This is a genomic window from Serratia sp. TSA_7, assembly GCF_052692135.1.
Genome location: NZ_JBQZFU010000001.1, coordinates 1,522,466 through 1,547,216 on the forward strand (window position 1 = coordinate 1,522,466; position 24,751 = coordinate 1,547,216).

General features: G+C 55.5%; 24 protein-coding genes. 10 read left to right on the forward strand and 14 right to left on the reverse strand.

What is annotated here, in order from left to right; translation table 11 throughout:
• Positions 1 to 11: 11 nt before the first annotated feature.
• The 3 genes from ACUTQW_RS07255 to cutC form a co-directional block, all read right to left on the reverse strand.
• Positions 12 to 1,379, reverse strand: a complete 1,368-nt coding sequence (locus tag ACUTQW_RS07255) for an FKBP-type peptidyl-prolyl cis-trans isomerase N-terminal domain-containing protein (RefSeq protein WP_041417594.1) — start codon at positions 1,377 to 1,379, stop codon at positions 12 to 14.
• Positions 1,376 to 1,777, reverse strand: a complete 402-nt coding sequence (locus ACUTQW_RS07260; protein ID WP_020439184.1) for a hypothetical protein — start codon at positions 1,775 to 1,777, stop codon at positions 1,376 to 1,378. The genes ACUTQW_RS07255 and ACUTQW_RS07260 overlap by 4 nt, the downstream gene beginning before the upstream one ends.
• 567 nt (positions 1,778 to 2,344) lie before the next feature.
• A complete protein-coding gene (gene cutC, locus ACUTQW_RS07265; protein WP_020439185.1) occupies positions 2,345 to 3,103 on the reverse strand; it encodes a copper homeostasis protein CutC in 759 nt (252 codons plus the stop codon).
• A gap of 102 nt (positions 3,104 to 3,205) precedes the next feature.
• On the opposite strand from cutC, the gene ACUTQW_RS07270 reads away from it, so the two are divergent.
• Positions 3,206 to 4,357 (forward strand): MalY/PatB family protein, encoded by a 1,152-nt coding sequence (locus ACUTQW_RS07270; protein ID WP_020439186.1) that lies wholly within the window; start codon positions 3,206 to 3,208, stop codon positions 4,355 to 4,357.
• On the opposite strand, the gene ACUTQW_RS07275 is transcribed toward ACUTQW_RS07270, so the two are convergent.
• On the reverse strand, positions 4,354 to 4,917 hold the full coding sequence (locus ACUTQW_RS07275; RefSeq protein ID WP_006325898.1) for a VOC family protein: 564 nt from the start codon (positions 4,915 to 4,917) through the stop codon (positions 4,354 to 4,356). The genes ACUTQW_RS07270 and ACUTQW_RS07275 overlap by 4 nt on opposite strands.
• Before the next feature lie 924 nt (positions 4,918 to 5,841).
• Here ACUTQW_RS07275 and argS point away from each other — a divergent pair.
• On the forward strand, positions 5,842 to 7,572 hold the full coding sequence (gene argS, locus ACUTQW_RS07280; RefSeq protein ID WP_004945573.1) for an arginine--tRNA ligase: 1,731 nt from the start codon (positions 5,842 to 5,844) through the stop codon (positions 7,570 to 7,572).
• A gap of 71 nt (positions 7,573 to 7,643) precedes the next feature.
• On the opposite strand, the gene murJ is transcribed toward argS, so the two are convergent.
• The 4 genes from murJ to rimJ all read right to left on the reverse strand — a co-directional run bounded on the left by murJ (position 7,644) and on the right by rimJ (position 11,500).
• Positions 7,644 to 9,179, reverse strand: coding sequence for a murein biosynthesis integral membrane protein MurJ (gene murJ, locus ACUTQW_RS07285; RefSeq protein ID WP_004945575.1), 1,536 nt, complete (start codon positions 9,177 to 9,179; stop codon positions 7,644 to 7,646).
• 166 nt (positions 9,180 to 9,345) lie between these two features.
• Positions 9,346 to 10,266 (reverse strand): Gfo/Idh/MocA family protein, encoded by a 921-nt coding sequence (locus tag ACUTQW_RS07290; RefSeq protein ID WP_235195865.1) that lies wholly within the window; start codon positions 10,264 to 10,266, stop codon positions 9,346 to 9,348.
• Positions 10,259 to 10,903: a YceH family protein gene (locus tag ACUTQW_RS07295; RefSeq protein ID WP_006325908.1), complete on the reverse strand. Its 645-nt coding sequence runs from the start codon at positions 10,901 to 10,903 to the stop codon at positions 10,259 to 10,261. The genes ACUTQW_RS07290 and ACUTQW_RS07295 overlap by 8 nt, the downstream gene beginning before the upstream one ends.
• A gap of 12 nt (positions 10,904 to 10,915) precedes the next feature.
• The gene (gene rimJ, locus ACUTQW_RS07300; protein WP_006325909.1) at positions 10,916 to 11,500 is read right to left on the reverse strand and encodes a ribosomal protein S5-alanine N-acetyltransferase; all 585 of its coding nucleotides are present in this window, start codon (positions 11,498 to 11,500) and stop codon (positions 10,916 to 10,918) included.
• A gap of 344 nt (positions 11,501 to 11,844) precedes the next feature.
• On the opposite strand from rimJ, the gene mdtH reads away from it, so the two are divergent.
• From mdtH to ACUTQW_RS07325, 5 genes are all read left to right on the forward strand, one after another.
• On the forward strand, positions 11,845 to 13,050 hold the full coding sequence (mdtH, locus tag ACUTQW_RS07305; RefSeq protein ID WP_020439189.1) for a multidrug efflux MFS transporter MdtH: 1,206 nt from the start codon (positions 11,845 to 11,847) through the stop codon (positions 13,048 to 13,050).
• A gap of 86 nt (positions 13,051 to 13,136) precedes the next feature.
• Positions 13,137 to 13,385, forward strand: coding sequence for a hypothetical protein (locus tag ACUTQW_RS07310; RefSeq protein ID WP_004945585.1), 249 nt, complete (start codon positions 13,137 to 13,139; stop codon positions 13,383 to 13,385).
• Positions 13,386 to 13,512: 127 nt separating this feature from the next.
• The gene (grxB, locus tag ACUTQW_RS07315) at positions 13,513 to 14,160 is read left to right on the forward strand and encodes a glutaredoxin 2 (RefSeq protein WP_020439190.1); all 648 of its coding nucleotides are present in this window, start codon (positions 13,513 to 13,515) and stop codon (positions 14,158 to 14,160) included.
• A gap of 30 nt (positions 14,161 to 14,190) precedes the next feature.
• Positions 14,191 to 15,831 (forward strand): ABC1 kinase family protein, encoded by a 1,641-nt coding sequence (locus ACUTQW_RS07320; RefSeq protein WP_020439191.1) that lies wholly within the window; start codon positions 14,191 to 14,193, stop codon positions 15,829 to 15,831.
• A gap of 153 nt (positions 15,832 to 15,984) precedes the next feature.
• Entirely contained in the window at positions 15,985 to 16,548 is a 564-nt protein-coding gene (locus ACUTQW_RS07325; protein ID WP_004945593.1) for a lipoprotein, read from the forward strand.
• A gap of 82 nt (positions 16,549 to 16,630) precedes the next feature.
• On the opposite strand, the gene yebF is transcribed toward ACUTQW_RS07325, so the two are convergent.
• The 4 genes from yebF to dbpA all read right to left on the reverse strand — a co-directional run bounded on the left by yebF (position 16,631) and on the right by dbpA (position 19,204).
• Positions 16,631 to 16,990, reverse strand: coding sequence for a protein YebF (gene yebF / locus ACUTQW_RS07330; protein WP_020439192.1), 360 nt, complete (start codon positions 16,988 to 16,990; stop codon positions 16,631 to 16,633).
• Between the two features lie 71 nt (positions 16,991 to 17,061).
• Positions 17,062 to 17,370 (reverse strand): N(4)-acetylcytidine aminohydrolase, encoded by a 309-nt coding sequence (gene yqfB, locus ACUTQW_RS07335; protein ID WP_004945601.1) that lies wholly within the window; start codon positions 17,368 to 17,370, stop codon positions 17,062 to 17,064.
• Positions 17,371 to 17,409: 39 nt separating this feature from the next.
• A complete protein-coding gene (locus tag ACUTQW_RS07340) occupies positions 17,410 to 17,733 on the reverse strand; it encodes a YebG family protein (RefSeq protein ID WP_006325916.1) in 324 nt (107 codons plus the stop codon).
• Between the two features lie 88 nt (positions 17,734 to 17,821).
• Positions 17,822 to 19,204: an ATP-dependent RNA helicase DbpA gene (dbpA, locus tag ACUTQW_RS07345; protein WP_004945607.1), complete on the reverse strand. Its 1,383-nt coding sequence runs from the start codon at positions 19,202 to 19,204 to the stop codon at positions 17,822 to 17,824.
• A 242-nt stretch (positions 19,205 to 19,446) separates the two neighbouring features.
• Between dbpA and purT the strand changes: the two genes are divergently transcribed.
• Positions 19,447 to 20,625 carry a formate-dependent phosphoribosylglycinamide formyltransferase gene (purT, locus tag ACUTQW_RS07350; RefSeq protein WP_020439194.1) on the forward strand — a complete coding sequence of 393 codons (1,179 nt, stop codon included), beginning with the start codon at positions 19,447 to 19,449 and terminating at the stop codon, positions 20,623 to 20,625.
• Positions 20,626 to 20,658: 33 nt separating this feature from the next.
• Here the strand turns inward: purT and ACUTQW_RS07355 are convergent, their stop codons facing one another.
• Entirely contained in the window at positions 20,659 to 20,898 is a 240-nt protein-coding gene (locus ACUTQW_RS07355; protein WP_445654829.1) for a YoaH family protein, read from the reverse strand.
• A 63-nt stretch (positions 20,899 to 20,961) separates the two neighbouring features.
• On the reverse strand, positions 20,962 to 21,969 hold the full coding sequence (locus ACUTQW_RS07360) for a glycosyltransferase (RefSeq protein WP_004945615.1): 1,008 nt from the start codon (positions 21,967 to 21,969) through the stop codon (positions 20,962 to 20,964).
• Positions 21,970 to 22,498: 529 nt separating this feature from the next.
• Here ACUTQW_RS07360 and pabB point away from each other — a divergent pair.
• Positions 22,499 to 23,872, forward strand: coding sequence for an aminodeoxychorismate synthase component 1 (pabB, locus tag ACUTQW_RS07365; RefSeq protein ID WP_064798935.1), 1,374 nt, complete (start codon positions 22,499 to 22,501; stop codon positions 23,870 to 23,872).
• Positions 23,869 to 24,447 (forward strand): CoA pyrophosphatase, encoded by a 579-nt coding sequence (locus tag ACUTQW_RS07370; RefSeq protein ID WP_006325924.1) that lies wholly within the window; start codon positions 23,869 to 23,871, stop codon positions 24,445 to 24,447. Before pabB ends, ACUTQW_RS07370 begins: the two co-directional genes overlap by 4 nt.
• The last annotated feature ends 304 nt before the right edge of the window (positions 24,448 to 24,751 follow it).

Here is a 24,751-nt window from a genome sequence, read left to right on the forward strand (position 1 = left end):
CAGGCCCCGCATTACCCCTTATCGGCATCTACTACCCGCAATTCATACACCATGGTAGCGTTCGGCGGGATTTGCGGCGCATAGCCCGCTTCACCGTAAGCCAGTTCTGGCGGCACCACCATGGTCAGCGAACCGTGATTTCTCAGGTAACCTATCGCCTCGCGGAATAACGGCGGATAGGCTGACAGCGGTTGAGAAAGCACCTTCCCGCTGCGATCCATATCCTGAATCACCCGGCCATCGGTCAACATTTCTTTCACCACGATATCCACCAAAGAGGTTTCAGCAATGGCTTCATCGCCCAGGTAATCGACCCGGTACCAGAAGCCAGCGGACGATTTCTTTACGCCTTTTTTCTTCCTGAACTCAGAAACGAAAGATTCGCCTTGGGCCTGTTGGTCTTTCGCCGCCTTGGTTCTGCCGGCATTCACCGTTTTTTCCGACTCTGCCAACGCACTCGCCAACACCGCCTCACTCAATTGATAGTGGCCATTGAAGGTGTCGATCATGCCGCCCAACAACGTCGTTTTATCGGGATCGATTCCCCACGTTTTACGCTCCGCCAGCAGGGTCTGGATATCTCGTCCCAGCGCTACACCGGCGGCATAACTCTGCTGTTCCTGAGGTTTCGTCAACGCCAGCTTGTCCGGCAACAGCGTGGCCCGTGAACGCAGATCGTCAATTTCCTTGCGCAAACGCTTCTCCACCTGATTGCCGACAACCCGCTCTTGCTCAGCCTCGCTTGCCCGCTTGCTTACCTGCTCGAATTGCTGAGCTGATTTAGCATTTTCTTCAAGTGCAGCGGCAAGTTGCAGCCCATTATCTTCAAGCCGTTTCGCCTGCTTTCGGTTTTTATCCTGAAGCTGCGCCAACTGCACCTGAAGTTCCCCCATCGTCTTGTGCGCCTCAGCTATCAACGCCTGCGCCTGCCGTTCCGTCGGCGTCAGATTTAACGCATGCCGTACACCACGGGCAAACTCACTCAAGGCGGTGAAATCTTGTCGTGAAGGCGCAGTGTTTGGCGCCGTCAACGTTGAAGCGACGCGCAGCGCCGTTAACTCCTGCTGCAGGGATTGAATGGCGGCCTGTTGACGCTCAAGTTGAGCTTCTTTCTCCCGCAACGTTTTGTGGACTGCCATCAATTGTTGCCGTTGATTAGTGGCAGGCTCCCGAACTTGACTCACCTTAACCGTTGGTTTTTGAACCGGTATCTGGGTTGGCTGCTGCTTGTTTGCCGGCATTTCCTGTGCCCCCTGTTGGTGATATCGTTCGGCAAACTGCAGTAAAACGGGCACGCCGTCATCCGCATAAAGCGCACCCGACGCCGCCATCAGCGGCAGCATCAGGCTAAAAAAAGTCTGTCGGGAGCAAGAGATCATTGAGTACGTTCTCCCCGCTCGGCGAGGCCGGTCATCATGGTGGTGCTGATATCGGCGCAAAGGCGGTTGGTGCGATAGCGGTAAAGCGCATCGACGGTTTCCTGAGTGTCAGTATTTACCCTTGTCCGCATCCCGGCATATTGCGCCGCGCCACTCATCAAGGTGTCAAATTCGCGTTTGAATTTTTGGTATTTCTCGGGATCCATATTGCGCATTGCCTCAAGTTCATGTTGGCATTGCTGCATACGCTCGGCTTCGCGCTGTTTTTTATCTTGCTCCAGCACTTCTGTCGCACTCTCTTTATTCACCAGAGGCACAGGTCGTTTGACGTTTTGGCAACCGGCCAATGTCATGGTCAATAAAAGTGAAGCGGTTAGGCGGTATGCCGTTCTGGTCATTATCTTTATCTCCTTGTTAAACCTGACAAGCACTTCCGTTTATGGCCGTGACGGCCATTCGGCGGCCTGTAGCAGGCTTCCTTAGTGGTATTAAGATACTTTCTCTCGCCTATCTCCGTCGCTTCTCAGCAGCCGCGTTGCTGGCTGCGACTTGAAGACCATTGGGTATAGAGAACAGGGCGTTTGAAAATAAAATGGTTAAATTCACCGAGTGGTAAAAATATAACTCAGGTTATTTCTTAGATTAAACCTCATTCATTCATGGTGTTTATAATAATAGTGCAGGAAATTTAAATTAATGATATTAAATGACCGACGTGAATTAAATTTATCAGCTGACATTAATAATGACAAGGGAATACCCAAGGCATCCGACAATAACGAGCCTGATGAGAAATGCCTGTCGTTTTAATCTATCTATATTGCCACTCATCGGGCTTTTTCGGGCATAAAAAAAGCCCCGACAAAACGTCGGGGCCTGGTACTCGCGTGATCACCGAGGGTTCAGTTGCACGCCAAGGGGCTTTAGCCCGGAAACCGGTAATCAGTACACGGTTAGCTGCGTGTTTATGCGCTTTGCGCCAAGGGATCCACCAAGGCCAGCGCGTTTTTCATCGCTTCCACCATTTCGCCATCCACGCAATAATGGCTAAATTCATCGAACTCATTGTCTGAACACATGGTCACGCCGGCTTTACGATAGCGCATGGTCGAAGGCACCGCGTGGCCGGAGGAACTGTGCACCTCCTGAACGCCGATATCCACAAACTTGTGCAGGTTGCTGAGCCGCACACCGGCGCCAGCCATAATCACGGGCCCCTGGCTGGCATGCACCAGATCGCGCAGCAACGGCAGCCCAAGCTCGGCGCTTTGTTGTTGACCGGAGGTCAATATCCGCGCAACCCCCAGTTGCGTCAGTTGGTCAAGTGCCACCATCGGGTTCTGACACATGTCGAAAGCGCGATGGAAGGTGACCGCCATATTGCCGCTCAACCGCATCACTTCACGCATGCGCGGCAGGTCGATATGCCCTTCTTCATCCAGCATACCCACCACTACGCCGGCAAAACCCATGTCGCGGATCTGCACGATGTCCTGCTTGATCACGTCGAAATCCACCGCGCCGTAGCAAAAGTCCCCGCCGCGCGGGCGGACGATCGGATGCACCGGGATGGATACCCTGTCGCGCGCCAGGCGCAGCGTACCGTAACTGGGCGTCAAACCGCCCTCGCTCTGGCTGGCACATAATTCTATGCGATCAGCGCCTGCCTGCTCCGCCGTCAGCGCGCAATCGACGCTAAAGCAGCAAACTTCCAGTTTAATCATTGTCACCCCCAGATGACGGCCAAAATGTGACGGCAGTTTGTTAACTTCAGAATTTCTCGCGTAGGCTCATTGATAGACATGAACCTGTTCAGGGTAATAACTATGGCATTCAATTTTGATCAATGGGTAGACCGTAGTCACAGTGACAGCGTTAAGTGGGATAAATATCGCGACCGCGACATCATTCCGCTTTGGGTCGCCGACACCGACTTCCGCTCCCCGCCCGCGATCATCGACGCATTGCAGCGGCGCGTAGCGCATGGCGTGTTCGGTTACGGCCATCCATCCCCTGAACTTATTGAGGTTTTTACCCGCCGCATGGTAGAGCGCTATGGCTGGCACATCAAGCCCGAATGGCTGATTTTCCTGCCCGGTCTGGTCTGTGGGCTGAATCTGTGCGTCCGCGCCTTTACCGCCGAGGGTGAAGGCACTCTGGCGCCGTCACCCATCTACCCGCCGTTTCGCAAAGCGGCGAAATTCGCCGGACGCCCGCATCTGCCGGTGCCGCTCAAGCTGCACGACCGGCGTTGGCTGCTGGATTTCGACGCGATAGCGGGCCGGCTCGGCGGCAGCGAAAAATTGCTGTTGCTGTGCAACCCGCAAAATCCGGGCGGAACCGTCTACCGGCGGGAGGAGTTGTCGCAACAGCATGAATTCGCCCGTAGCCATGATTTGATCGTCTGTTCGGATGAAATTCATTGTGATCTGTTGCTTGAGCCGGGTTGCGAACACATCCCCTTTGCCACGCTTAATGAAGACGCAGCCCAACGTAGCATTACGTTGATGTCGCCATCGAAAACCTTCAACATTGCCGGATTAGGGGCCTCAATGGCGGTGATTCCCAACGCCGGCCTGCGCCAAAAGTTGGCCCGCGCGCGCAGCGGCATAGTTCCGGAAGTCGACGTGCTGGCGTTGGTCGCCGCACAAGCCGCCTACCAGGACGGGCAAGGCTGGTTGGACGCCCAGTTGGCGTATCTGCGCGCCAACCGCGATTTGGTGACCGAACGCATTAACGCCATGCCCGGCCTGTTGCTGCACCCGATAGAAGCCACCTATCTGGCCTGGATCGATTGCAGCCAACTGGCGACCGACAATCCACACGCTTTCTTTGAACAGGCCGGGGTGGGCTTAAGCGCGGGCCTGGATTTCGGCGACCGCAGGTTTGTACGTCTGAATTTCGGCTGCCGGCGCGAACTGCTTACGCAAGCGCTGGACCGCATGATGCTGGCCACCCAAGCACTGATGCCCGGTTAAGCTTGCTCGCTGGCGACGATTTCCCGGATGGAATACGGGTGAAACTTAATCGTTACGCTGCCGTCGGTGATCGCCAACGTCGGATTCGGCAATCGCTCGCCCTCACCCTGAGGCGAGCTCTGTTTCAGCTTGATCCCCGGCGCCAACAGAGCTTCGTCGGGCAAATGGCTCAGCGCGCGCGCATACAGCGAGGCCGGTTCGCCGCTAAGCACCAATTCCACATGTTCCCATCCCTCGTGAGGATAACGCTTGTCCCCCGGATAAGGCAGTTCCACGCAGTCAATTAACCACGGGCCTACCTGCAACGGCTGCTGCAGATCGAATAGGCAAATCGGGCGTCCGTTGATCGTCGCTTCAGACAACAACGAGCCGCATTGCTGCAACCCCTGCCGCCAGCGTTCAGCGGTGGTGTTTTGGTGGCAACGCACCGAAATGTGGTCCGCGCTGAACTGCGACAAATCCAGATGCAGTTTTTGCGCAAACTGGCTCAACGCCTGTTCAAAACGCGGGAGATCCAGCGCCAAGTCATTAAGCTCGGCAATGGCCGGGAAGATCGTCATAGGGGCCTCGATACGAAGGAAAGCGAATTCAGGGGGGCTAATTTACACGGCTGAGACGCGGCTATCCACGTTTTGCCCAGTAAAATGTAATATTTGTGTCCGTCGCATTACCGCCGTGTAAAATATTTCGACTAACGTTGATAAAGAGCACAAAAGAACAAGCGTTAGCTCCCCTTATTAATGGCACTGTTAAACCTCGAGTCTGATTAATTAAAGTTCGGAATTTTCGTATGCCATAGATAGATTTTTCTTATGACGGGAATATTTCAGAAATTATTAGCTTAATAAGCCGTATTGAATCCAGAAAATCACTCAACCCACTCGATAGCTCGCCATGAAAACAACAAAATCAACAATGGGAAAACGAGATGATTTCAGTAAGAATAATGACATCAACTCATTGTTTTTATTGAATTCCACCCTCGAACACAGTGAGACTTATCTTAAATGGAGTTTTAATAATTGCTTATAAAAATCAATTAAGCTACTTTGGGGAAAATCAAAGCTTGAGATAATAACCATGTTTCTTTTAATCATATCTTTATTGTTGATCGTTATTGCCGCGTACGCAATTTACCGCCATTTCAAATCACGTAGCGTTAACACTCTGGACTCCCGTCGTCATAACAAAAAACGTTAGACCTGGTTATTTCATTTCCTTATCACCTATTCCTTTTCACTCATTTTGACCTTCTTGTACTGCACACGCCCCCCTTGAAACACACTCTCTTTGTTGGCCCGGTATTTTCAAACCTGCACTTTCGCCTTCCCCCCCGGCGCCAACTGCTGACGTAACACATCAGATCGGTTACAATTACAGGCTGTTTTGTGGTGGGCTGCCGTCTCGACGCGCAGCCAGAAAACCACCTTTGAATCCCACAGGGGCATGGCATACGGCCCCTCGTTCGTCATTAAGGTAACCCGGTGAATATTCAGGTTCTTCTTTCAGATAAGGTCAGCCAGGCGCTGATTGCCGCAGGCGCGCCAGCCGATTGCGAAGCACAGGTCCGTCAGTCAGCAAAAGCACAATTTGGCGACTATCAGGCCAACGGCGTGATGTCCGTAGCCAAGAAACTCGGCATGCCACCACGCCAGTTGGCGGAAAAAGTGGTCCAGCTGCTTGATCTCGGCGACATCGCCAGCAAAGTAGAAATCGCCGGCCCCGGCTTTATCAATATCTTCCTGAACGGCGAATGGGTTGCGCAACAGGTTGATCAGGTGCTGAATGCGCCGAAGCTTGGCATTGCACCGGTTAAACAACAAACCATCGTCATCGACTACTCCGCGCCCAACGTGGCGAAAGAGATGCACGTCGGTCACTTGCGTTCGACCATTATCGGCGACGCCGCCGCGCGCACCCAGGAATTCCTGGGCCACAAAGTGATCCGCGCCAACCACGTCGGCGATTGGGGCACCCAGTTCGGCATGCTGATTGCCTACCTGGAAAAAATGCAGAATGAAAATGCCAGCGACATGGGCCTGTCCGATCTGGAACAGTTCTATCGTGAAGCGAAGAAACACTACGACGAAGATGCGGAGTTCGCCGAACGCGCCCGCGCCTACGTGGTGAAATTGCAGGGCGGCGATCAATACTGCCTGAAGATGTGGCGTAAGCTGGTCGACATCACCATGGCGCAAAACCAGCTCACCTATAACCGCCTGAATGTCACCCTGACCGAAGACGACGTCATGGGCGAGAGCCTGTATAACGCGATGCTGCCGGAAATCGTCGCCGATCTGAAAGCCAAGGGGCTGGCGGTAGAAAGCGAAGGCGCCACCGTGGTGTTTCTCGACGAATACCAGAATAAAGACGGCGAACCTATGGGTGTCATCATCCAGAAGAAAGATGGCGGCTACCTGTACACCACCACCGATATCGCCTGCGCCAAATACCGTTACGAAACGCTGGGTGCTGACCGCGTGCTCTATTACATCGACTCCCGCCAGCACCAGCATCTGATGCAGGCATGGACCATCGTGCGTAAAGCCGGTTACATCCCGGATTCGCTCTCGCTGGAACACCATATGTTCGGCATGATGCTGGGCAAAGACGGCAAGCCGTTCAAAACCCGTGCGGGCGGTACGGTGAGGCTGTCCGATTTGCTGGATGAAGCTATCGATCGCGCCGGCAAACTGATTGCCGAGAAAAACCCGGATATGCCGGCAGAAGAAATGCAGCACCTGGCAAATGTCGTCGGTATCGGCGCGGTCAAATACGCCGATCTGTCAAAAAGCCGTACGACCGACTATATCTTTGACTGGGACAACATGCTGGCATTTGAGGGCAACACCGCTCCTTATATGCAGTATGCCTATACCCGCGTGGCCTCGGTATTCAAGCGTGCCGGTCTCGATGAGAACAGCCTGACCCTGCCGCTGGTAATGACCGAAGAGCGTGAGATTGCGCTGGCGACCCGCCTGCTACAATTCGAAGAAGTTATCACCACGGTGGCACGCGACGGCACTCCGCACGTGATGTGTACTTACCTGTACGACCTGGCAGGCCTGTTCTCCGGCTTCTACGAACATTGCCAAATCCTGAATGCAGACAGTGAGGAAGCGCGTCAAAGCCGCCTGAAACTGGCATTGCTGACCGCCAGAACGCTGAAAACCGGTCTGGATACGTTGGGTATCGACACCGTCGAACGCATGTAAGCAACGTCTGAAGACGAAAAAGGGTCGCCGAGGCGACCCTTTTTTATGCAATGGCGACCGGGAATTCCCGTTTATGCCACCCGGCGCGCGAAGTCCCGTGGGCGGAAGCCCAAACCGGCCAACACGCCAAAATAGGCGATCACGCCGGCCACCACGACTACCGCCAGTCGCAGCAGGCGCTCCAGCATATTGCCCTGATCCCATGCCGGCATCAGCCACATTACGCCAACCAATACCACTGACATCACGATTACCGCAATCACCAGTTTGGTGAGGAACGTTGCCCAACCAGGCTGCGGGTGGAAAATCTTCTGTTTACGCAACTGCCAGTACAGCAGCGAAGCGTTAAGGCAAGCTCCCAGCCCAATCGACAGCGAAAGGCCGGCATGTTTTAGCGGGCCAATAAACATCAGATTCATCACCTGCGTCATGACCAGCGTGATAATGGCGATTTTTACCGGCGTTTTGATGTCCTGCCGCGAATAGAAGCCCGGCGCCAGTACCTTCACCACGATCAACCCCATCAAACCTATCGAGTACGCCACCAGCGCACGCTGGGTCATGGCCGCGTCGAAAGCGCTGAACTTGCCGTACTGGAACAGCGATACGGTCAGGGGTTTCGCCAATATCCCCAGCGCGATAGCGCTCGGCAGCGCCAGCAGGAAGCACAAACGCAGCCCCCAGTCCATCAGGCGCGAATACTCATCGTGGTTACCGCTGGAAAAACTCCTGGCCAGCGACGGCAGCAGAATGGTGCCCAATGCCACGCCCAGCACGCCGGAAGGAAACTCCATCAGACGATCGGCATAGTACATCCAGGATACCGAGCCCGAGACCAGGAACGAGGCGAAAATGGTATTGATAATCAGCGAGATCTGGCTTACCGAAACGCCAAAGATCGCCGGCCCCATCTGGCGCATCACACGCCATACGCCGGCATCGCCCAGCTTGAGGCGCGGCAAGACCAACATACCGATCTTTTTCAGATGCGGAAGCTGGTAGCCCAGTTGCAGTACGCCTCCCACAACCACCGCCCAGGCCAACGCCAGCACCGGTGGGTTGAAATAAGGTGCGGCAAACAGCGCAAAGCCGATCATGCTGACGTTCAACAGCGTCGGCGCAAAGGCCGGGATAGAAAAACGGTTCCAGGTATTGAGGATCGACCCCACCAGCGAAGCCAGTGAAATCAGCAGAATATAAGGGAAAGTGATACGCAGCAGCGACGACGTCAGCGCGAACTTGTCCGGCGAATCAGCGAAGCCCGGCGCGGTAATGTAGATCACCCAAGGGGCAGCCAGCATCCCCAATACGGTGACCACCGCCAGCACCAGCGTGAGCAAGCCGGAAACGTAGGCGATGAAGGTACGAGTCGCCTCCTCACCCTGCTGGGTTTTATATTCGGCCAAGATCGGCACAAAGGCCTGAGAAAATGCGCCTTCGGCAAAAATACGGCGCAGCAGGTTGGGCAGTTTGAACGCCACGAAGAAGGCATCCGTCGCCATGCCGGCACCAAACACGCGCGCCACTATGGCGTCACGGGCAAAGCCCAGCACCCGTGAAAACATCGTCATAGAGCTCACGGCGGCCAGTGATTTTAGTAGGTTCATGTGGTTGTCTGATGTGTCCCGTAAATGTCGACGCCTGCATCAGCAGGCGTCCGTAAAACTAGCGGATAAGTTTACGCATCCACAGCAGAATAGCTACCGCCATATGTTACATAGAGTTATAGGCACATCCCGCAATAGCGCGTGCGCCTCACGCGGGGGCATCTCCTTACAAACCGGCATCCTGCAGCAGCCGTTCGATCACCCGTTGCGCGGCGATAGCCTGTTCCCCGGCCGTTTCCGGCACGGTCTGGTTCCTGACAGACGCGATAAAGTGCCGGATAGCGCCATCGAAACCTCGCTGCGCCAGCGTGGTCTGCCAACCCGGTGCCGGATGCTCCAGTACGCCCTGCGGATCTTCCCGCAACCATTGCCGCATATCGTTCACCTGATACACCGCCCCCTCGGCCACCGCCTGTACGCTTTCACGCTGGCTGCCGGCCCGACGATGCATACTGGTCGTCACCAGCGTTTCGCCGCAGGCAAAATGGTGTTCGGCGTACAGCAGTTCACCGGCGTCTGTGGCGCGCAGATGGCCGCTGAGTAGGTGCCCCGCACTTCCCCCCAGCCACAGCGCGGTATCGACCACGTGCAAATAATCATCCAACAGGGTAAAGCGCAGGCCGTTTGGCCCTACGCTGTCGGCCCGGTGCTTATCCATGCGAATCGACGCCGGCCGTTGCATTTCCTGTTTCAACTGAAGATACAAGGGGGAGAAACGGCGGTTAAAACCCACCATCAACGTTTTGCCCTGCTTCTCAGCCAGCGCGATCAGCCGTTCGCCCTGCTCCACGGTCTCCGCCAGCGGTTTATCGACATAAACATGCACGCCATGGCGCAGCAGTTCGCTTATCACCTGAAAATGGCTGGCTGTGCTGCTGTGAACAAATACCGCGTCACACTGCTGCGCCAGGCTATCCAGGCTGGAAAAGCAGGCCATGCGATAACTGTCGCATATCGGCTGCGCTTTTTGCTGATTAGGGGAAAAACCCCCGACCAGCGTCCAATCCGCTGCCAGTGAAAGGATAGGCAAGTAGGCTTTTTGCGCGATGCCGCCCAGCCCAACAACACCAACGCGTAACTTAGTCATGTTGCCCCCCGGCCAGTAACGTCTGCAACTGCCGTTTCAATTCTGCGACTTCGCCTTCCAGCACGCTGACGCGTTCACTCAAATCCGCATCGTCAATCTGCGCAACCTGCGCCGTCGTCTCATCAATCTGGCCGCTGAACAGATGCATAAAACGGCTTTCTCGCTTGCCCGGCTCCCGCGCCAAACGCACGACAAACGGGCCATCCTCCCGGGCGCTTAATTGCTGCAGTACCTGCTCCACTTCAGAGACATCGCTGAATTCATGCATGCGATTGGTACGGGTACGCAGTTCACCGGGGGTTTGCGCCCCGCGCAGCAATAGCGTGGCTATCACCGCCAGCTCGGCGGCAGACAGCTTCAGTTGGCCGAACTCAGAATTGCAAAAGCGGTGTTCATACTTGACCACCCGGTTACCGAAACCGCTCAGCGTACGCAGAAAATGTTTTTTCAGCAGCAGGTCGAGAACCTGCTGCACTTCGCTTTCCGTCAGATCCATCACTGGTTCGCGGTTGGTTTTCTGGTTGCACGCCAAGGCGATGCCGTTCAGGGAGAGAGGATACTGATCCGGAGTGGTGACCTGTTTTTCCAGCAGGCAGCCAATCACTCTGGCTTCTTTAGCGCTTAATTCGTATTTCATTATTATTTGGCCTCAGCGTGGCGGTAGCCATTCTTTATTGGTGAATGCCGTCAGGACGTGATCCTGCCACTGCCCGTCGATCAGCAGATAATCCTTGGCATAACCTTCACGTTCAAATCCCAGACGAGCGAGCAACGCGCCGCTGCGTTGATTGTGCGGCATATAGTTGGCCATAATACGGTGCATGCGCTGCTGACGCAGCATGTAGCGGAGCGCCGACTGCAGCGCTTCATACATCAGGCCCTGCCCCTGCCATTTTTCAGCCAACGAATAGCCAAGGAAACAGGCATAAAACGAACCGCGCAGCACGTTGCTGAAGTTAGCCACGCCCCGCACTTCATTTTCTTCCGGATCGAGCAGGATAAAATAGTACGCGCTGCCCTGCTTTTGCATTTCAGTGATCATCCCAAGCCGCGCCTGCCAGCCGGAAGGGTAACAATGGCTTTCATCCCGCACCGGCTCCCAGGGTTTCAGGAAAGCCCGGTTCTCGGCATAGTATTCCGCCAGACGATAGGCATCGCGTTCATGGACTAAACGCACGACCTGTCGGTCGGTGATGAGACGTACTTTTGGTGATGCAGAGCGGTAGCCAAACATCATTTCCCCCGCGGTCAGAACGGTTCGATAAGAAGTATTTATTGGGGCGCGTCCGGATAATAATCCCGTAACGATCATATCCTGAGCCATTATTTTTCAACGACCGGCGCAGAACCGCACTTACCCTCATTTAATATAACCGTAGCCTGCCCCGGAGGTAAAATCCCGACAGCTCAGTAAATAAGCGATTAGTCATTTTACGGCTATTTTCGTGCGGTTTTGTCGCGCAGGTAACGTATTGACGATAAAAAAATATTATCTACCTGGCCCCTATCGGTAAACGGAGATTGGGTACAAACTAGACGGGTTGCACTCCTCTCCCTCTTAATTGCTCGTGGTGAAGCATGTCTCTGGTATCGCAAGCTCGGAGCTTGGGTAAATATTTCCTGTTACTCGATAATCTGTTAGTGGTTTTGGGTTTCTTTGTGGTCTTCCCGCTTATTTCGATCCGCTTTGTCGATCAACTCGGTTGGGCTGCGGTAGTGGTGGGCGTCGCTCTGGGCTTACGGCAGTTGATTCAGCAGGGATTGGGGATCTTCGGCGGCGCAATCGCCGACCGGTTCGGCGCCAAACCGATGATCGTCACCGGCATGCTGATGCGTGCGGCAGGCTTCGCCACCATGGCGATGGCCGATGAACCCTGGCTGTTGTGGTTCTCTTGCGCTCTTTCCGCACTCGGCGGCACCCTGTTTGATCCACCGCGCACCGCACTGGTGATTAAGCTCACCCGCCCGCACGAGCGCGGCCGTTTTTATTCTCTGCTGATGATGCAAGACAGCGCCGGTGCGGTGATTGGCGCCCTGATCGGCAGTTGGCTGCTGCAATATGACTTCCACTTTGTCTGCTGGGTTGGCGCAGCCATTTTCGTGCTGGCGGCAGGCTGGAACGCCTGGTTGTTGCCGGCTTACCGTATTTCCACCGTTCGCGCCCCGATGAAAGAAGGCATGATGCGCGTGCTGCGCGACCGGCGTTTCCTGACTTATGTGCTGACGCTGACCGGCTACTACATGCTGTCGGTTCAGGTAATGCTGATGCTGCCTATCGTGGTCAATGAAATCGCCGGCTCGCCGGCAGCGGTAAAATGGATGTATGCCATTGAAGCCGCGCTGTCGCTGTCACTGCTCTACCCGCTGGCGCGCTGGAGCGAAAAACGTTTTCGCCTGGAACAACGGCTGATGGCGGGCCTGCTGCTGATGACCCTCAGCCTGTTGCCCGTCGGCCTGGCGACCAGCTTGCAAGGCGTTTTCTCTCTGATCTGCTGTTTCTACCTAGGCTCCATCATCGCCGAACCTGCGCGGGAAACCCTCAGCGCCTCGCTGGCGGATCCGCGCGCACGCGGCAGTTACATGGGATTCAGCCGCCTGGGGCTGGCTTTGGGCGGTGCGATCGGTTACACCGGCGGCGGTTGGATGTACGACACCGGCCGGACGCTGAACATGCCCGAACTGCCGTGGATCCTGCTAGGTATCGTGGGTTTTACGACACTGTTAGCGCTGTACTGGCAGTTCAATCCGCGCACTGCCGCACCGGCGATCCTGCGCGGTGGCTGAGTTTCTTCTCTAAGTTGCCAGAAAATCAGCCGAATTTCCCAGAGCTGCTATCCTGATAGTAAAAACATAAACGGGAGAAGTTGGCGATGAGTGACGAAGATAAATTACCGCAACTGTTGGAACACATGGTACTGAACCTGCGCATGATCTACGCGCGCTCAACGTTGGTAGAAAAAGCGCTGGCCCACATCATTGCTGAAAATGCGACGCTGAAGAGTGACATCATCAAACAGTTGCAAATAGTCAACGCCGCCAACGACCGCGATAAAATCGATTTGGAAGAGGCACGTACGCACCTGATAGACGTCATCAATTCCGTGCCCGCAAAAAAATAATCTCTGCCCCGGCCCGCGTGTAATGCGCGGGCCACGCCACAATAACGCACCTTCCAACACAACTCTTCGCGACAGCCTCAGTATGCTGTGATAACTATTGCTGTTCAAACCTAAAACCGGAGCAAGCATGAAACTGTTTATCTACGATCATTGCCCATTCTGCGTTAAAGCCCGCATGATTTTCGGCCTGAAGAACCTGCCCGTCCGCCTTGTCACCTTGCTAAGCGATGATGAAGCTACGCCCATCAGCATGATTGGCAAGAAAATGGCGCCCATTCTGCAAAAAGACGATGGCAGCTACCTGCCGGAAAGCATGGACATCGTGCGCTACGTCGATAATCTCGACGGCCGGCCGCTGCTGACCGGCAAGAGCAACCCGGCGATCGCCGACTGGTTGCAACGGGTCGGCGGTTACTCCGCAAAATTACTGTTGCCGCGCATCGCCAACGCCGATTTCGAAGAGTTCGCCACTGACAGCGCGCGCCAATACTTTACCCACAAGAAACAGGCTTCAATAGGTGATTTTTCCGAGCACCTGGCCAACAGCGCCGATCTCATTGCTGAGCTGGAAACCGATCTCCAGGCGCTTTCCAGCCTGATCGACACCTCCGATGCGGTGAATGGCTCGCTGTCGGAAGATGACATTCAGCTGTTTCCGCTGCTGCGTTCTCTGTCGATCGTCGCCGGGGTTACGCTGCCGGAAAACGTGGAGGCCTACCGCAACCGTATGGCGCAACTCAGCGATGTTCCACTCCTGCTCGATATGGAACAGTGAAACCTCTCGCAATAAGGATATAGCGCGCCTATGTTAAAAATGGTGTTGGTCACCGCCCGTGATCGGGTGCGACTGAAAGAAATTTCCTCGGTGTTAATCCGCTACGGATTGCAGGATATCATTCGTCTGTTGGGCCTGGGCTCCCTGCTGAGCGGGGCCGAAAGCGGCAATGTTCAACAAGACAATCAAACCCTGCCGGAGCGTTTGCGCACCGCGCTGGAGGCGCTGGGCCCGACCTTTGTCAAATTCGGTCAAATTCTGGCTACCCGTTCGGACCTGCTTGACTCAAGTTGGACCGACGAGCTCGATCGCTTGCACAGTCAGGCGTCTACCCTGCCATGGAGCGAGCTGGCAGCGCAAATCACGGCCGATCTGGGCAGCGATCCGCACAGCCTGTTTGCCGAGTTCGACAGCACGCCGCTGGCCGCCGCCTCAATGGCGCAAATTTACCGGGCACGCCTGCATAGCGGTGAAGCGGTGGTGATCAAGGTGCTGCGACCAAGCCTTGCGAAAACCATTCACGCCGATCTGCGCCTGCTGACTTATCTGGCGGAGACCGTAGAGCAACAAAGCCCCGCGCTGGCCCGTTACCGCCCGCGCCAGATGGTGCGTGCGTTGGCGACCGCGCTCAATCACGAGCTGGACCTGACCCATGAAGGCAATAACTGCGAACGTATCGCCGAATGCTTTATCCAGCATCCTGAGGTAGTAATTCCGAAAATTTACTGGCAATGGTCGTCAAAACGGCTGTTGGTCCAGGAATTCTTGCCTGGCACCGCGCCGGAAAACCCGCAACAGTTGGCAACTGCCGGCTTTGACGGCCCGTTGCTGGCCCAGCGCGGCGCACAAGCCTTTATGAAAATGGTGCTGGAGCATCGCCTTTACCACGCCGATCCTCATCCCGGCAACGTCATGGCGCTAGCGGGTAACCGCGTCGGTTTTATCGACTTCGGTATGGTGGGGCAGCTTTCCGAACGACGTCGCAACCAACTGTTACTTCTGTTACAAGCCATCGCTGAACGCGAATCCGGCGGCATCGTCAATACCCTGATTGCCTGGTCGGACAGCGATCCGCTTGATCTGTTGGATCTGGAGTTGGCGGCGCAGAACTTCCTCGATAAGCAGGCGTCTTCCACCCTGACGTTAGGCAAGGCGTTGACCGATCTGCTGGTGATGGCACGTGAGCATCAGTTAGCGATGCCGCCGGACCTGGTGCTGCTGTTCAAGGCGCTGATTACCGCTGACGGCGTGCTGCACCGGCTCGATCCCAACTTTGATATTATCGCCACGTTGAAACCCCTGCTGCAGCAGGTGATGTTGCAGCGTTATTCCCCCGATGCGGTACAGCGACGCATGCTGGCGTTGGGTGCAGAAGCGCTGGATGCCGGTGAAGAGATCCCGCAAACCCTGCGGCTGCTGATGCGCCGTTTGAAGCGCGGGCAAATCGGTGCCGACATCAACGTCAAGAACATCGATCAATTGGGCAAGGCGCTGGAGAGAGCTGCTGTCACGCTGGCCATCGCCATTGTCACCTCAGCCTTCGCGCTGGGGCTGGCGCCTTATCTGATGCACGCTTCGCCGCGGCTTTGGGGTATTCCGCTGTTTCCTGCGTTGGGTGGGCTTGCCTGCCTGGGCGGCGTGCTGTTGCTGGCGCTGCGTCTGCGGCGCTGAGCAGTTTCAGCGTTATCCGATAGGTGATGCCGTCTTTCACGCGCACTATCATTTCGTTTGCCGGCGTCAGCGATTTCCCTCACAGGCGGTGGCCGTTTATAATGACAAATCAATTATCTGCAGCATGTTGTTGGCAGTAGCTATGAGGCACAAATGAAGAAAATTCTGATGGGCGCAGCCGCCCTGCTGTTCGCCGGCGTCTTGGCCGGTTGTAATCAACTCACCCAATACACGCTCAGCGAGCAGGAGGTGAACGATTACCTGCAAAAGCACAACGATTATCAGAAGCAAATCGGCGTACCGGGGCTGTTGGATGCCAATATTGTGCTGACCCAGTTAAAAAGCCAGATTGGCCGCAGTGAACCGGGTAAGGTCACCCTTTCCGGCGATGCCAAGGTGAATATCAGCTCAATCCTCGGTCCGCAGACTGCGGACCTGAAACTGACGCTGAAAGCGCAGCCGGTCTATGACCGTGAACAAGGTGCGGTATTCCTGAAAGACATGGAGTTGACCGACTACAGCGTGCAGCCGGAGAAAATGCAGACGGTGATGAAAGCCCTGACCCCTTACCTGAATCAGTCGCTGAAATCCTACTTCGATCAAAAACCGGCCTACGTGTTGAACCCGGATAACAGCAAAACCGAAGCGCTGGCGAAAAAGCTGGCAAAAGGGCTGGAAGTAAAGCCCGGCGAACTGGTTATTCCGTTCACTGACTAAGGCAAACCGCTAAAACTAAAAAACCCGCTGACAAGGCGGGTTTATTATTTTTCAGGCAGGCGATACCCTGAAAGCAGTGGCGTTACTGCGGTTCGCTGTAGCTGATTTCACCCGTGTTGCAGTTAAGGGTAACGTTATAGGTTTTATCCTGCTTGGTGCCCCGTACCGTCAACGGCACCTGCCAGATCGCGTCCTTGCCGGTGATGGCTTCCGGGCTGATCCAGGCTATCGGGGTGGCTGTGCCCAGCAACTTTTTATCCGATGCCCAGCGCGTGATGCGGTTCTGCAGATAATCGCGTTTTACCTGAGCGGCGACGTCTGCAGGTTGCAGACCGGTGCATTGCGCCACTTTGGCCGTGCGTTGCTCTTGTGCCTGTACCGCCGTCGTCAAACCCGCCATGGCCAACAGCGCTACGGCCACACTCAGTCCCGTTCTTTTCATATGCCCTCCAGTTGTGATTGACACTATCCATGGGGATTTGCCCCCTGGCTCACAACAGGTCTGGCAAAGGATCAGCGTTTTACAAAGCTGATGACAAACAGCTCATCCAACCCCGGATAGATTTCCTTGATCACCTGCTTCAGCTCGCTGAGCGACATATTTTCTTGTTTGGCATGCTGTTCGGTTAGCGCATCCAGGCGAACCGGTGTGACTGACAGCACTTCAATAAAACAGAAAAATACGTCGTCTTCATTACGGCTAACGCGCAATACCTCACCGGGCTGAAAGTGGGATTCACTGGCATCCCGGAGAGTAATGGTTTTGAGCCCGGCCAAAATGTCTTGCTCAAAGCGACTGAAGAAAGTTATTCCACGGGTCATTCTAGATCCTTTTTCATCACATTGCCGCAACATAAGTCATTATGCTGCCTGCTTTTCTGACGCAGATCCCTCTTTTGAGGTAGCGACGGATTTTTCCGTTTTCACTCTGGTCGGTTTTTTCGGCGCTTCCGCCGGCGCGGCGCCACGCAAAATCTGCCCCAGCGCGTCTTTATGCTCCGCCAGGAAGAAACTCAACCCTTCACGCTGCTCCTCATCCAGGTTCAAAGGCGCCTGCTGCAGCCATTCACCCAGGCTGTCCGCCAGGTCCAGCATTTTGTCGTAAGCATCGGCTTCTTTCTTGGTTGCGAAAGTCATCTTTTCCTCACCGTTTCTCACCACCACATATTTTACTTCAACGGCCATGTGTGCATTCCTCAAAGGTTAGAATACTGTATTTTTATACAGTATAAGGTGGTTTTACGCAGGGATGCAAGCGCACCCCTGACGCGGATTATTTCAACAACCGCACCTTGCAGTTCTTGCCTTTGATTTTGCCCTGCTGAAGCTGTTGCAGCGCCTTGCGAGCACTGGCCTTGCGGATCGCCACATAGGCGTGTACCGGGAACATGTCGATTTTGCCCACTTCAGCGGCCGTCAACCCGGCGTCGCCGGTCAAGGCACCGAGAATGTCGCCAGGGCGAATTTTGGCTTTGCGCCCGCCGTCGATGCACAGGGTGACCATTTCGGCCTCCAGCGTGGTATTGGAAGCGCCGCTCAGTTCAGACACCGGCGCCCAGTTGACCGCCTTGCGCTGGTACTCTTCAATCGCATGCGCACGTTCCATCTCCTGCGGCGTACACAGGCTGATCGCCAGGCCGTTCAGGCCCGCGCGGCCGGTACGGCCAATACGGTGTACGTGTACTTCCGGATCGAACGCCAGCTCATAGTTGACGACCAGCTCCAGCTCTTTGATATCCAGCCCGCGAGCGGCAACGTCGGTCGCTACCAGCACCCGGCAACTGCGGTTGGCAAAACGCACCAGCACCTGATCGCGATCGCGCTGTTCCAGATCGCCGTGCAACGCCGATACGCTGATGCCACGGGCTTCCAACGCTTCATATACGCTCTGGCAATCGCGCTTGGTGTTGCAGAACACCACGCAGGAAGAAGGTTGGTAATGGCGGATGGCGGATACCAGCACCGCCGGACGCTGATCGCGGGTGGTTTCGTAGAAGCGTTGTTCAATGGAGGTCTGATCGTCGCCATCGTCCACTTCCACATTCAAGGGATCACGCTGCACGCGGGCGCTGATGCGCTCGATGCCGCTCGGATAGGTCGCGGAGAACAACAGAGTCTGGCGTTGCGGCGGGGTGTAACTGATCACATCGTCGATGTCATCGGCAAAGCCCATGTCCAGCATGCGATCGGCTTCGTCCAGCACCAGTACTTTCAGTTCATCCAGCACCAGCGTTTTCTTGCGCAGATGCTCCTGAATACGCCCCGGCGTGCCCACCACGATATGCGGCGCATGCACCAGCGAATCGAGCTGTGGCCCCATAGGTTGGCCGCCGCACAGGGTCAGGATTTTGATGTTCTGGGTAAAGCGCGCCAGACGACGCAACTCTTTGCTTACCTGGTCAGCCAGCTCGCGCGTCGGGCACAAGATCAACGCCTGCGCCGCCACCTGGGAAACATTGATTTTATCCAGCAGGCCGATGCCGAACGCAGCCGTTTTGCCGCTGCCGGTTTTTGCTTTGGCTCGTACGTCCTGCCCTTTCAGGATGGCGGGCAACGCGGCGGCCTGCACCGGCGTCATTTCGGCATACCCCAGTTCGTTGAGGTTGGCCAACTGTTCGGCTGGCAGCGGCAGGGAAGAAAAAGATACTGTGCTCACGGCGATAACTCTTATATGGCAAATGGAATGGCGGCGCGCCCACGGGCTGGCGCCGAATCAACCGCAGATGATAACAGAGATAGTAGGGATTACGGATTTCACGCATAAAAAAAGCCGCCGGATGCATTTATTTGGCAATAACATCGCCAACGCCATCCCCCGCCTGCACGCGCAAACGTTTTCGTATATACTGCACACCCGTTATCAGACCGCCTTAAATCCACAGATCCAGGTACGAGACTATGTTAACTATTGGAACCGCCCTGCGCCCGTCCGCCACTCGCGTTATGCTGCTCGGCTCCGGCGAGCTGGGTAAAGAAGTTGCCATCGAATGCCAGCGTTTAGGACTGGAAGTGATTGCCGTAGACCGCTATGCGGACGCCCCGGCCATGCACGTGGCGCACCGCAGCCACGTCATCAACATGCTGGACGGCAACGCGCTGAAAGCCCTGATTGAACAGGAACGTCCCGATTACATCGTGCCGGAGATCGAAGCCATCGCCACCAGCATGCTGGTTGAGTTGGAGCAACAAGGGCACCGCGTAGTGCCCTGTGCCGAAGCAACGCGCCTGACCATGAACCGCGAAGGCATCCGCCGCCTGGCCGCAGAAACCCTGGGCCTGCCAACCTCCAGTTACCGCTTCGCCGACGGTGAAGAAGCCTTCCGGCAGGCCGTCGCCGAAATTGGCTATCCGTGCATTATCAAACCGGTCATGAGCTCCTCCGGTAAAGGCCAGAGCCTGATCCGCAGCCCGGAACAGCTGAAAACCGCCTGGGATTACGCCCAACAGGGCGGCCGCGCCGGCGGCGGCCGAGTGATTGTCGAAGGTCTGGTGAAGTTTGATTTTGAAATTACTCTGCTGACCATCAGCGCGATCGACGGTGTCCATTTCTGCGCGCCAATAGGCCACCGTCAAGAAGACGGTGATTACCGTGAGTCGTGGCAACCGCAACGGATGAGCGAACTGGCGCTGAACCGCGCGCAGGAGATCGCGCAAAACGTGGTGCAGGCATTGGGCGGATTTGGTCTGTTCGGCGTTGAATTGTTCGTCTGCGGCGATGAGGTGATCTTCAGCGAGGTGTCACCGCGCCCGCACGATACCGGCATGGTAACGCTGATCTCGCAGGATCTGTCCGAATTCGCCCTGCACGTTCGCGCCTTCCTTGGCCTGCCCATTGGCGCCATTCGCCAGTTCGGGCCTTCGGCCTCGGCGGTGATCCTGCCGCAAATGACCAGCAGCGATCTGCGCTTCAGCGGTTTGGAACTCGCATTGAGCGGCCACAATCAGTTGCGCCTGTTCGGCAAACCGGAAATTAACGGGCAACGCAGGATGGGCGTGGCGCTGGCAACGGCGGAAAATGTGGAAGAGGCGGTGGCGTTAGCCAAGCAGGCTGCCGCTGCGGTAGTGATTGAAGGATAAAACGTTGGGGCCGGCTTGCCGGCCCCTGCAACATCAATAGTTTTCGTCTTCTTCCGAATCGTCGTCAGCCTGTTCGTCCGGCCTTTCCTGATAGTCTTCGTCTTCATCATCAAACAGAACGCTAACCTGGTCGCCCTGGTGTTTTTCGCGGATTTCCTGCGCGACGCGCGCGATGGCTTCACCACTGCTCATGCCTTGTTCCATCAACAGATGGATACGGTCCGCAGCGTCCTGCTGCTCTTGGTGACTCAATGACGGCATACCTGCAAGCATGTGTTTCTCTCCGGCAAAATGGAGGGGGATTATACGCCTTAAACCGGCGGATCCCAACGCCTGTTATTCGGCGGCGGGCTGCGAGCAATGATCGCAATCCCGCCACTGCTTCAGACGATGCAACCACAACGTAACGTGCCAGATCTGCTTGAGGCCGCGTGCGTTAGCCGCCATCGTTCTATCAATACCACGCTGATAAAACTCAGCGGTGATTTGGCACTGCGCCGCCGGCTCAGGCTCCCGCCGAATACTGTGGCAAATACCCAACGCCTCGCGGGCGATCTGCCAGTGAAAAGCCGGTCGAATAACCATTTTGCTGGCATAGCGTTGGTTAAGCACCACCAGCATTTCCACTATTTTCATATAGTGTCGCTGGTATTCCACGTTCGCCTTGCCGGTGCGGCGGCGATTGCTGATGGATTGATCGTGCACCCGTTGCCGGTACAACGCTTTGCTGAGGTACTTGACCCGCTGCGCATTAAACATCACCTCGGTGGTCCAGGGAATATCCTGGTGATGTAACCCCGGTTCGAAATACAACTGATGCCGCTTAATAAAATCAAGACGATACACCGCCAACCAAACCACATGAATAAATTTTCTTGTTTTCAGCGCCCGCTCTAGCCATTGTGCCCCGCTAATAACGCCGGTGTCGCCCAGTCGCTTTTGCGGAATAATCTCTTGCAGTTCGTTTTCTCGGGAAAAATAACGTTGGCCGTTACACTGCATGACATCTAATTGTTCTTGTTCGGCCAAGGCCACTAACGTTGAATACATTTCAGGCGCCAATAAATCATCCGCATCAGGAAACGCCACATATTTTCCCTGCGCAATAGCCAGCCCCGCATTGCGTGCGCAGGAAACGCCGGAATTAGGCTGGTCGATCACGGTAATATGCGGGTATTGCCGCGCATAGCGGTGGGCGATAGCGCCAGAGCCGTCGGTGGAACCATCATTAACGATGATCACCTCCAGCCGCCGCTCATCCTGAGCCAACAACGACGCCATGAAAGGCTCAAACAGTGCTCCCGCGTTATGCAACGGGACAATGACACTCAGGATTAAGGGCATAGGCAGCTCTTCGCAAAAAGTAACGAATAAATATTTCTATTTTCTAAAAAAACGGTGCACAGTTAAATGAAGCGACTCAAGGTTAAATAATCAAACCAGGCCCCCAAGCGCGTCTTTTTCCAACGAATTTTCTTTAATTTTCATTCCCCCGCAGATAGCGGATAAAGGTGAAAATCGCGACAGTGCGAGACAGCAAAATTTCGTTTGTGACGTTGTTGGCAATAAGGCATGTCGTCCTCACTATTTTTGATGACACCCCGAAACAATAACAAGGTAAAAACAATAAATTGTTTTATTTTCAATCAGCGCCTGCAGATTTAAATTAATTTAACCTCAGCCTGAATTATTATTTTCTAACACATAAAATTGTCGTTAATGGCGCAAAAAATGCTTCATTACAAAATCGTTTACTCACCGTTTATGTGAAGTGTGCTCTGGCGCCCAACGCCAGAACATGCACCCGCCGGTCGAATATGGCAGAATAGCGGGCAGAAACCGCCGTTCCCGTCAGTCAGGTTTATTGAGGCCCATGAGCGCAACCGCACCGAATCTTAAGTCTTTGCCTTACACCCGTACCGCCCTGCTGGAGCATTTTGCTCCGCTGGCACAGCAGCCGTGGGCGATGTTGCTGCACTCAGGCTTTGCCGAACACTCGCATAACCGTTTCGATATCCTGGTCGCAGATCCCTGCACAACTCTGACCACACGAGGGCAAATCACCGAGGTTCGCCGCGGTGAAGATGACCAGCAGTCGCAAGAAGATCCGTTCAGTCTGCTGCAAGAAGAGTTGGAAAAACAGCAGTGGCATCCCACGGCAGATCCCAACCTGCCGTTTCAGGGGGGCGCACTCGGGCTGTTCGGTTACGACCTGGGGCGCAGAGTGGAAAAGCTGCCGCAATGGGCACAGGCGGATATCGCGCTGCCGGATATGGCGATCGGCATTTATGACTGGGCGCTGATTGCCGACCACCACCGGCAGACATTGACGTTGCTCAGCTACGGCGACACGGAACAGCGCTGGCAGTGGCTTAACGCACAACGGCCGCAACCGCAGCAGGCATTTGCCTTGACCAGCCGCTGGCAGGCCAATATGACGCGCCAACAGTACGGCGAAAAGTTCCAGCGCATTCAGCATTACCTGCGTAGCGGTGATTGCTATCAAATTAATCTGGCGCAGCGCTTTTCAGCAGATTATCAGGGCGATGAATGGCAAGCCTTTCAACAACTGAACGCCAGCAACCGCGCGCCCTTCTCCGCCTTTTTACGCCTGCCGGACAACGCCGTACTGAGCGTTTCGCCCGAGCGTTTTCTGTGGCTGGAGAACCGGCACATTCAAACCCGTCCGATCAAAGGCACCTTGCCGAGGCTGGACGATGCCGATCAGGATACGCAGCAGGCGCAGCGATTGGCACACTCTGCGAAAGACCGTGCGGAGAATCTGATGATTGTCGACCTGCTGCGTAATGATATCGGCCGTGTTGCCGAGCCGGGCAGCGTGCGCGTCCCCGAATTGTTCGTGGTCGAACCCTTCCCCGCAGTCCATCATTTGGTCAGCACCATCACCGCCATCCTGCCGGAACGCACAGCAGCAACCGAACTGCTGCGCGCTTGCTTTCCGGGTGGCTCCATTACCGGCGCGCCAAAAGTGCGGGCGATGGAAATCATTGAGGAGCTGGAGCCGCAGCGGCGCAATGCCTACTGCGGCAGCATCGGTTATATCAGCGCCTGCGGCACCATGGACACCAATATCACCATCCGCACGTTAATCACCGAAAACGGTCGCATTTACTGTTCTGCAGGCGGCGGCATCGTGGCCGACAGCCAGGAACAGGCGGAATATCAGGAAACCTTTGATAAGGTCGGCCGTATCTTGCCGCAATTGGGAGAGGTTACCTCGTCGTGAGCCAACCGATTTACCCGACCTCGCTTGCCGCTTTTATCAGCCGCTTCCAACTGCAGTTGCCGCAGGCGTCGCAGATTTCGCACAATACCCGCCCGGCGGCGGTGCTGATCCCTATTGTCTGCCGCCCCGAACCCACTCTGCTGCTCACCCGCCGCGCCGACTCACTGCGTAAACATGCCGGCCAGGTGGCATTTCCCGGCGGCAAAACCGATGCCGAAGATGGCTCGGCGATTATCACCGCACTGCGTGAAGCGCACGAAGAAGTGGCGATCCCACCCCAGTCGGTGACCGTGCTTGGCCAACTGGCGCCGCTTGACAGCAGCACCGGGTTCCAGGTCACGCCGGTGGTCGGCTTGATCTCGCCCGATGTGCAATTCAGCGCCAACGAAGACGAAGTGGCCGACGTCTTTGAGATCCCGCTGCATGAAGCGTTGACGCTGTCACGCTATTATCCGCTGGATATCCACCGCGCAGGCCACTCGCACCGCATTTATCTTTCCTGGTATCAGAGTCAGTTTGTCTGGGGATTGACCGCCGCTATCATTCGCCGGCTGGCGCAGCAGGTGAATATTTAACGCCAGATACGTGACACAGATCACAAGACAAACGGTTACCTGCGTAACAGGCGCGGGTAAAGCGATCGGCATCACTTCATTCCTCTGCTTTTTCAACTACCTTTCTGGCCATGAGAGTTTTAAAAAAACTGTAAACCCTCTCTTCAACCTTACGAAATACCTGTAAAATACTGCCGTCCGGAATAAACCACTATCAATATAGGGATTAAACCGGCAGCGCCCCGCAACGGAAGCTGGCGCGATTGTCATTAACTGAGTTTGGGCAACGGAAGGTTCCACGGCTGACCGGCTGCCAGAGACAATC

What these genes read in the sequence shown, in the direction of transcription:
- ACUTQW_RS07255 (WP_041417594.1), bottom strand. Translation starts at nt 1,379, where the DNA reads ATGATCTCTTGCTCCCGACAGACTTTTTTTAGCCTGATGCTGCCGCTG.
- ACUTQW_RS07260 (WP_020439184.1), bottom strand. Translation starts at nt 1,777, where the DNA reads ATGACCAGAACGGCATACCGCCTAACCGCTTCACTTTTATTGACCATG.
- cutC (WP_020439185.1), bottom strand. Translation starts at nt 3,103, where the DNA reads ATGATTAAACTGGAAGTTTGCTGCTTTAGCGTCGATTGCGCGCTGACG.
- ACUTQW_RS07270 (WP_020439186.1), top strand. Translation starts at nt 3,206, where the DNA reads ATGGCATTCAATTTTGATCAATGGGTAGACCGTAGTCACAGTGACAGC.
- ACUTQW_RS07275 (WP_006325898.1), bottom strand. Translation starts at nt 4,917, where the DNA reads ATGACGATCTTCCCGGCCATTGCCGAGCTTAATGACTTGGCGCTGGAT.
- murJ (WP_004945575.1), bottom strand. Translation starts at nt 9,179, where the DNA reads ATGAACCTACTAAAATCACTGGCCGCCGTGAGCTCTATGACGATGTTT.
- ACUTQW_RS07290 (WP_235195865.1), bottom strand. Translation starts at nt 10,266, where the DNA reads ATGACTAAGTTACGCGTTGGTGTTGTTGGGCTGGGCGGCATCGCGCAA.
- ACUTQW_RS07295 (WP_006325908.1), bottom strand. Translation starts at nt 10,903, where the DNA reads ATGAAATACGAATTAAGCGCTAAAGAAGCCAGAGTGATTGGCTGCCTG.
- rimJ (WP_006325909.1), bottom strand. Translation starts at nt 11,500, where the DNA reads ATGTTTGGCTACCGCTCTGCATCACCAAAAGTACGTCTCATCACCGAC.
- mdtH (WP_020439189.1), top strand. Translation starts at nt 11,845, where the DNA reads ATGTCTCTGGTATCGCAAGCTCGGAGCTTGGGTAAATATTTCCTGTTA.
- ACUTQW_RS07310 (WP_004945585.1), top strand. Translation starts at nt 13,137, where the DNA reads ATGAGTGACGAAGATAAATTACCGCAACTGTTGGAACACATGGTACTG.
- grxB (WP_020439190.1), top strand. Translation starts at nt 13,513, where the DNA reads ATGAAACTGTTTATCTACGATCATTGCCCATTCTGCGTTAAAGCCCGC.
- ACUTQW_RS07320 (WP_020439191.1), top strand. Translation starts at nt 14,191, where the DNA reads ATGTTAAAAATGGTGTTGGTCACCGCCCGTGATCGGGTGCGACTGAAA.
- ACUTQW_RS07325 (WP_004945593.1), top strand. Translation starts at nt 15,985, where the DNA reads ATGAAGAAAATTCTGATGGGCGCAGCCGCCCTGCTGTTCGCCGGCGTC.
- yebF (WP_020439192.1), bottom strand. Translation starts at nt 16,990, where the DNA reads ATGAAAAGAACGGGACTGAGTGTGGCCGTAGCGCTGTTGGCCATGGCG.
- yqfB (WP_004945601.1), bottom strand. Translation starts at nt 17,370, where the DNA reads ATGACCCGTGGAATAACTTTCTTCAGTCGCTTTGAGCAAGACATTTTG.
- ACUTQW_RS07340 (WP_006325916.1), bottom strand. Translation starts at nt 17,733, where the DNA reads ATGGCCGTTGAAGTAAAATATGTGGTGGTGAGAAACGGTGAGGAAAAG.
- purT (WP_020439194.1), top strand. Translation starts at nt 19,447, where the DNA reads ATGTTAACTATTGGAACCGCCCTGCGCCCGTCCGCCACTCGCGTTATG.
- ACUTQW_RS07355 (WP_445654829.1), bottom strand. Translation starts at nt 20,898, where the DNA reads ATGCTTGCAGGTATGCCGTCATTGAGTCACCAAGAGCAGCAGGACGCT.
- ACUTQW_RS07360 (WP_004945615.1), bottom strand. Translation starts at nt 21,969, where the DNA reads ATGCCCTTAATCCTGAGTGTCATTGTCCCGTTGCATAACGCGGGAGCA.
- pabB (WP_064798935.1), top strand. Translation starts at nt 22,499, where the DNA reads ATGAGCGCAACCGCACCGAATCTTAAGTCTTTGCCTTACACCCGTACC.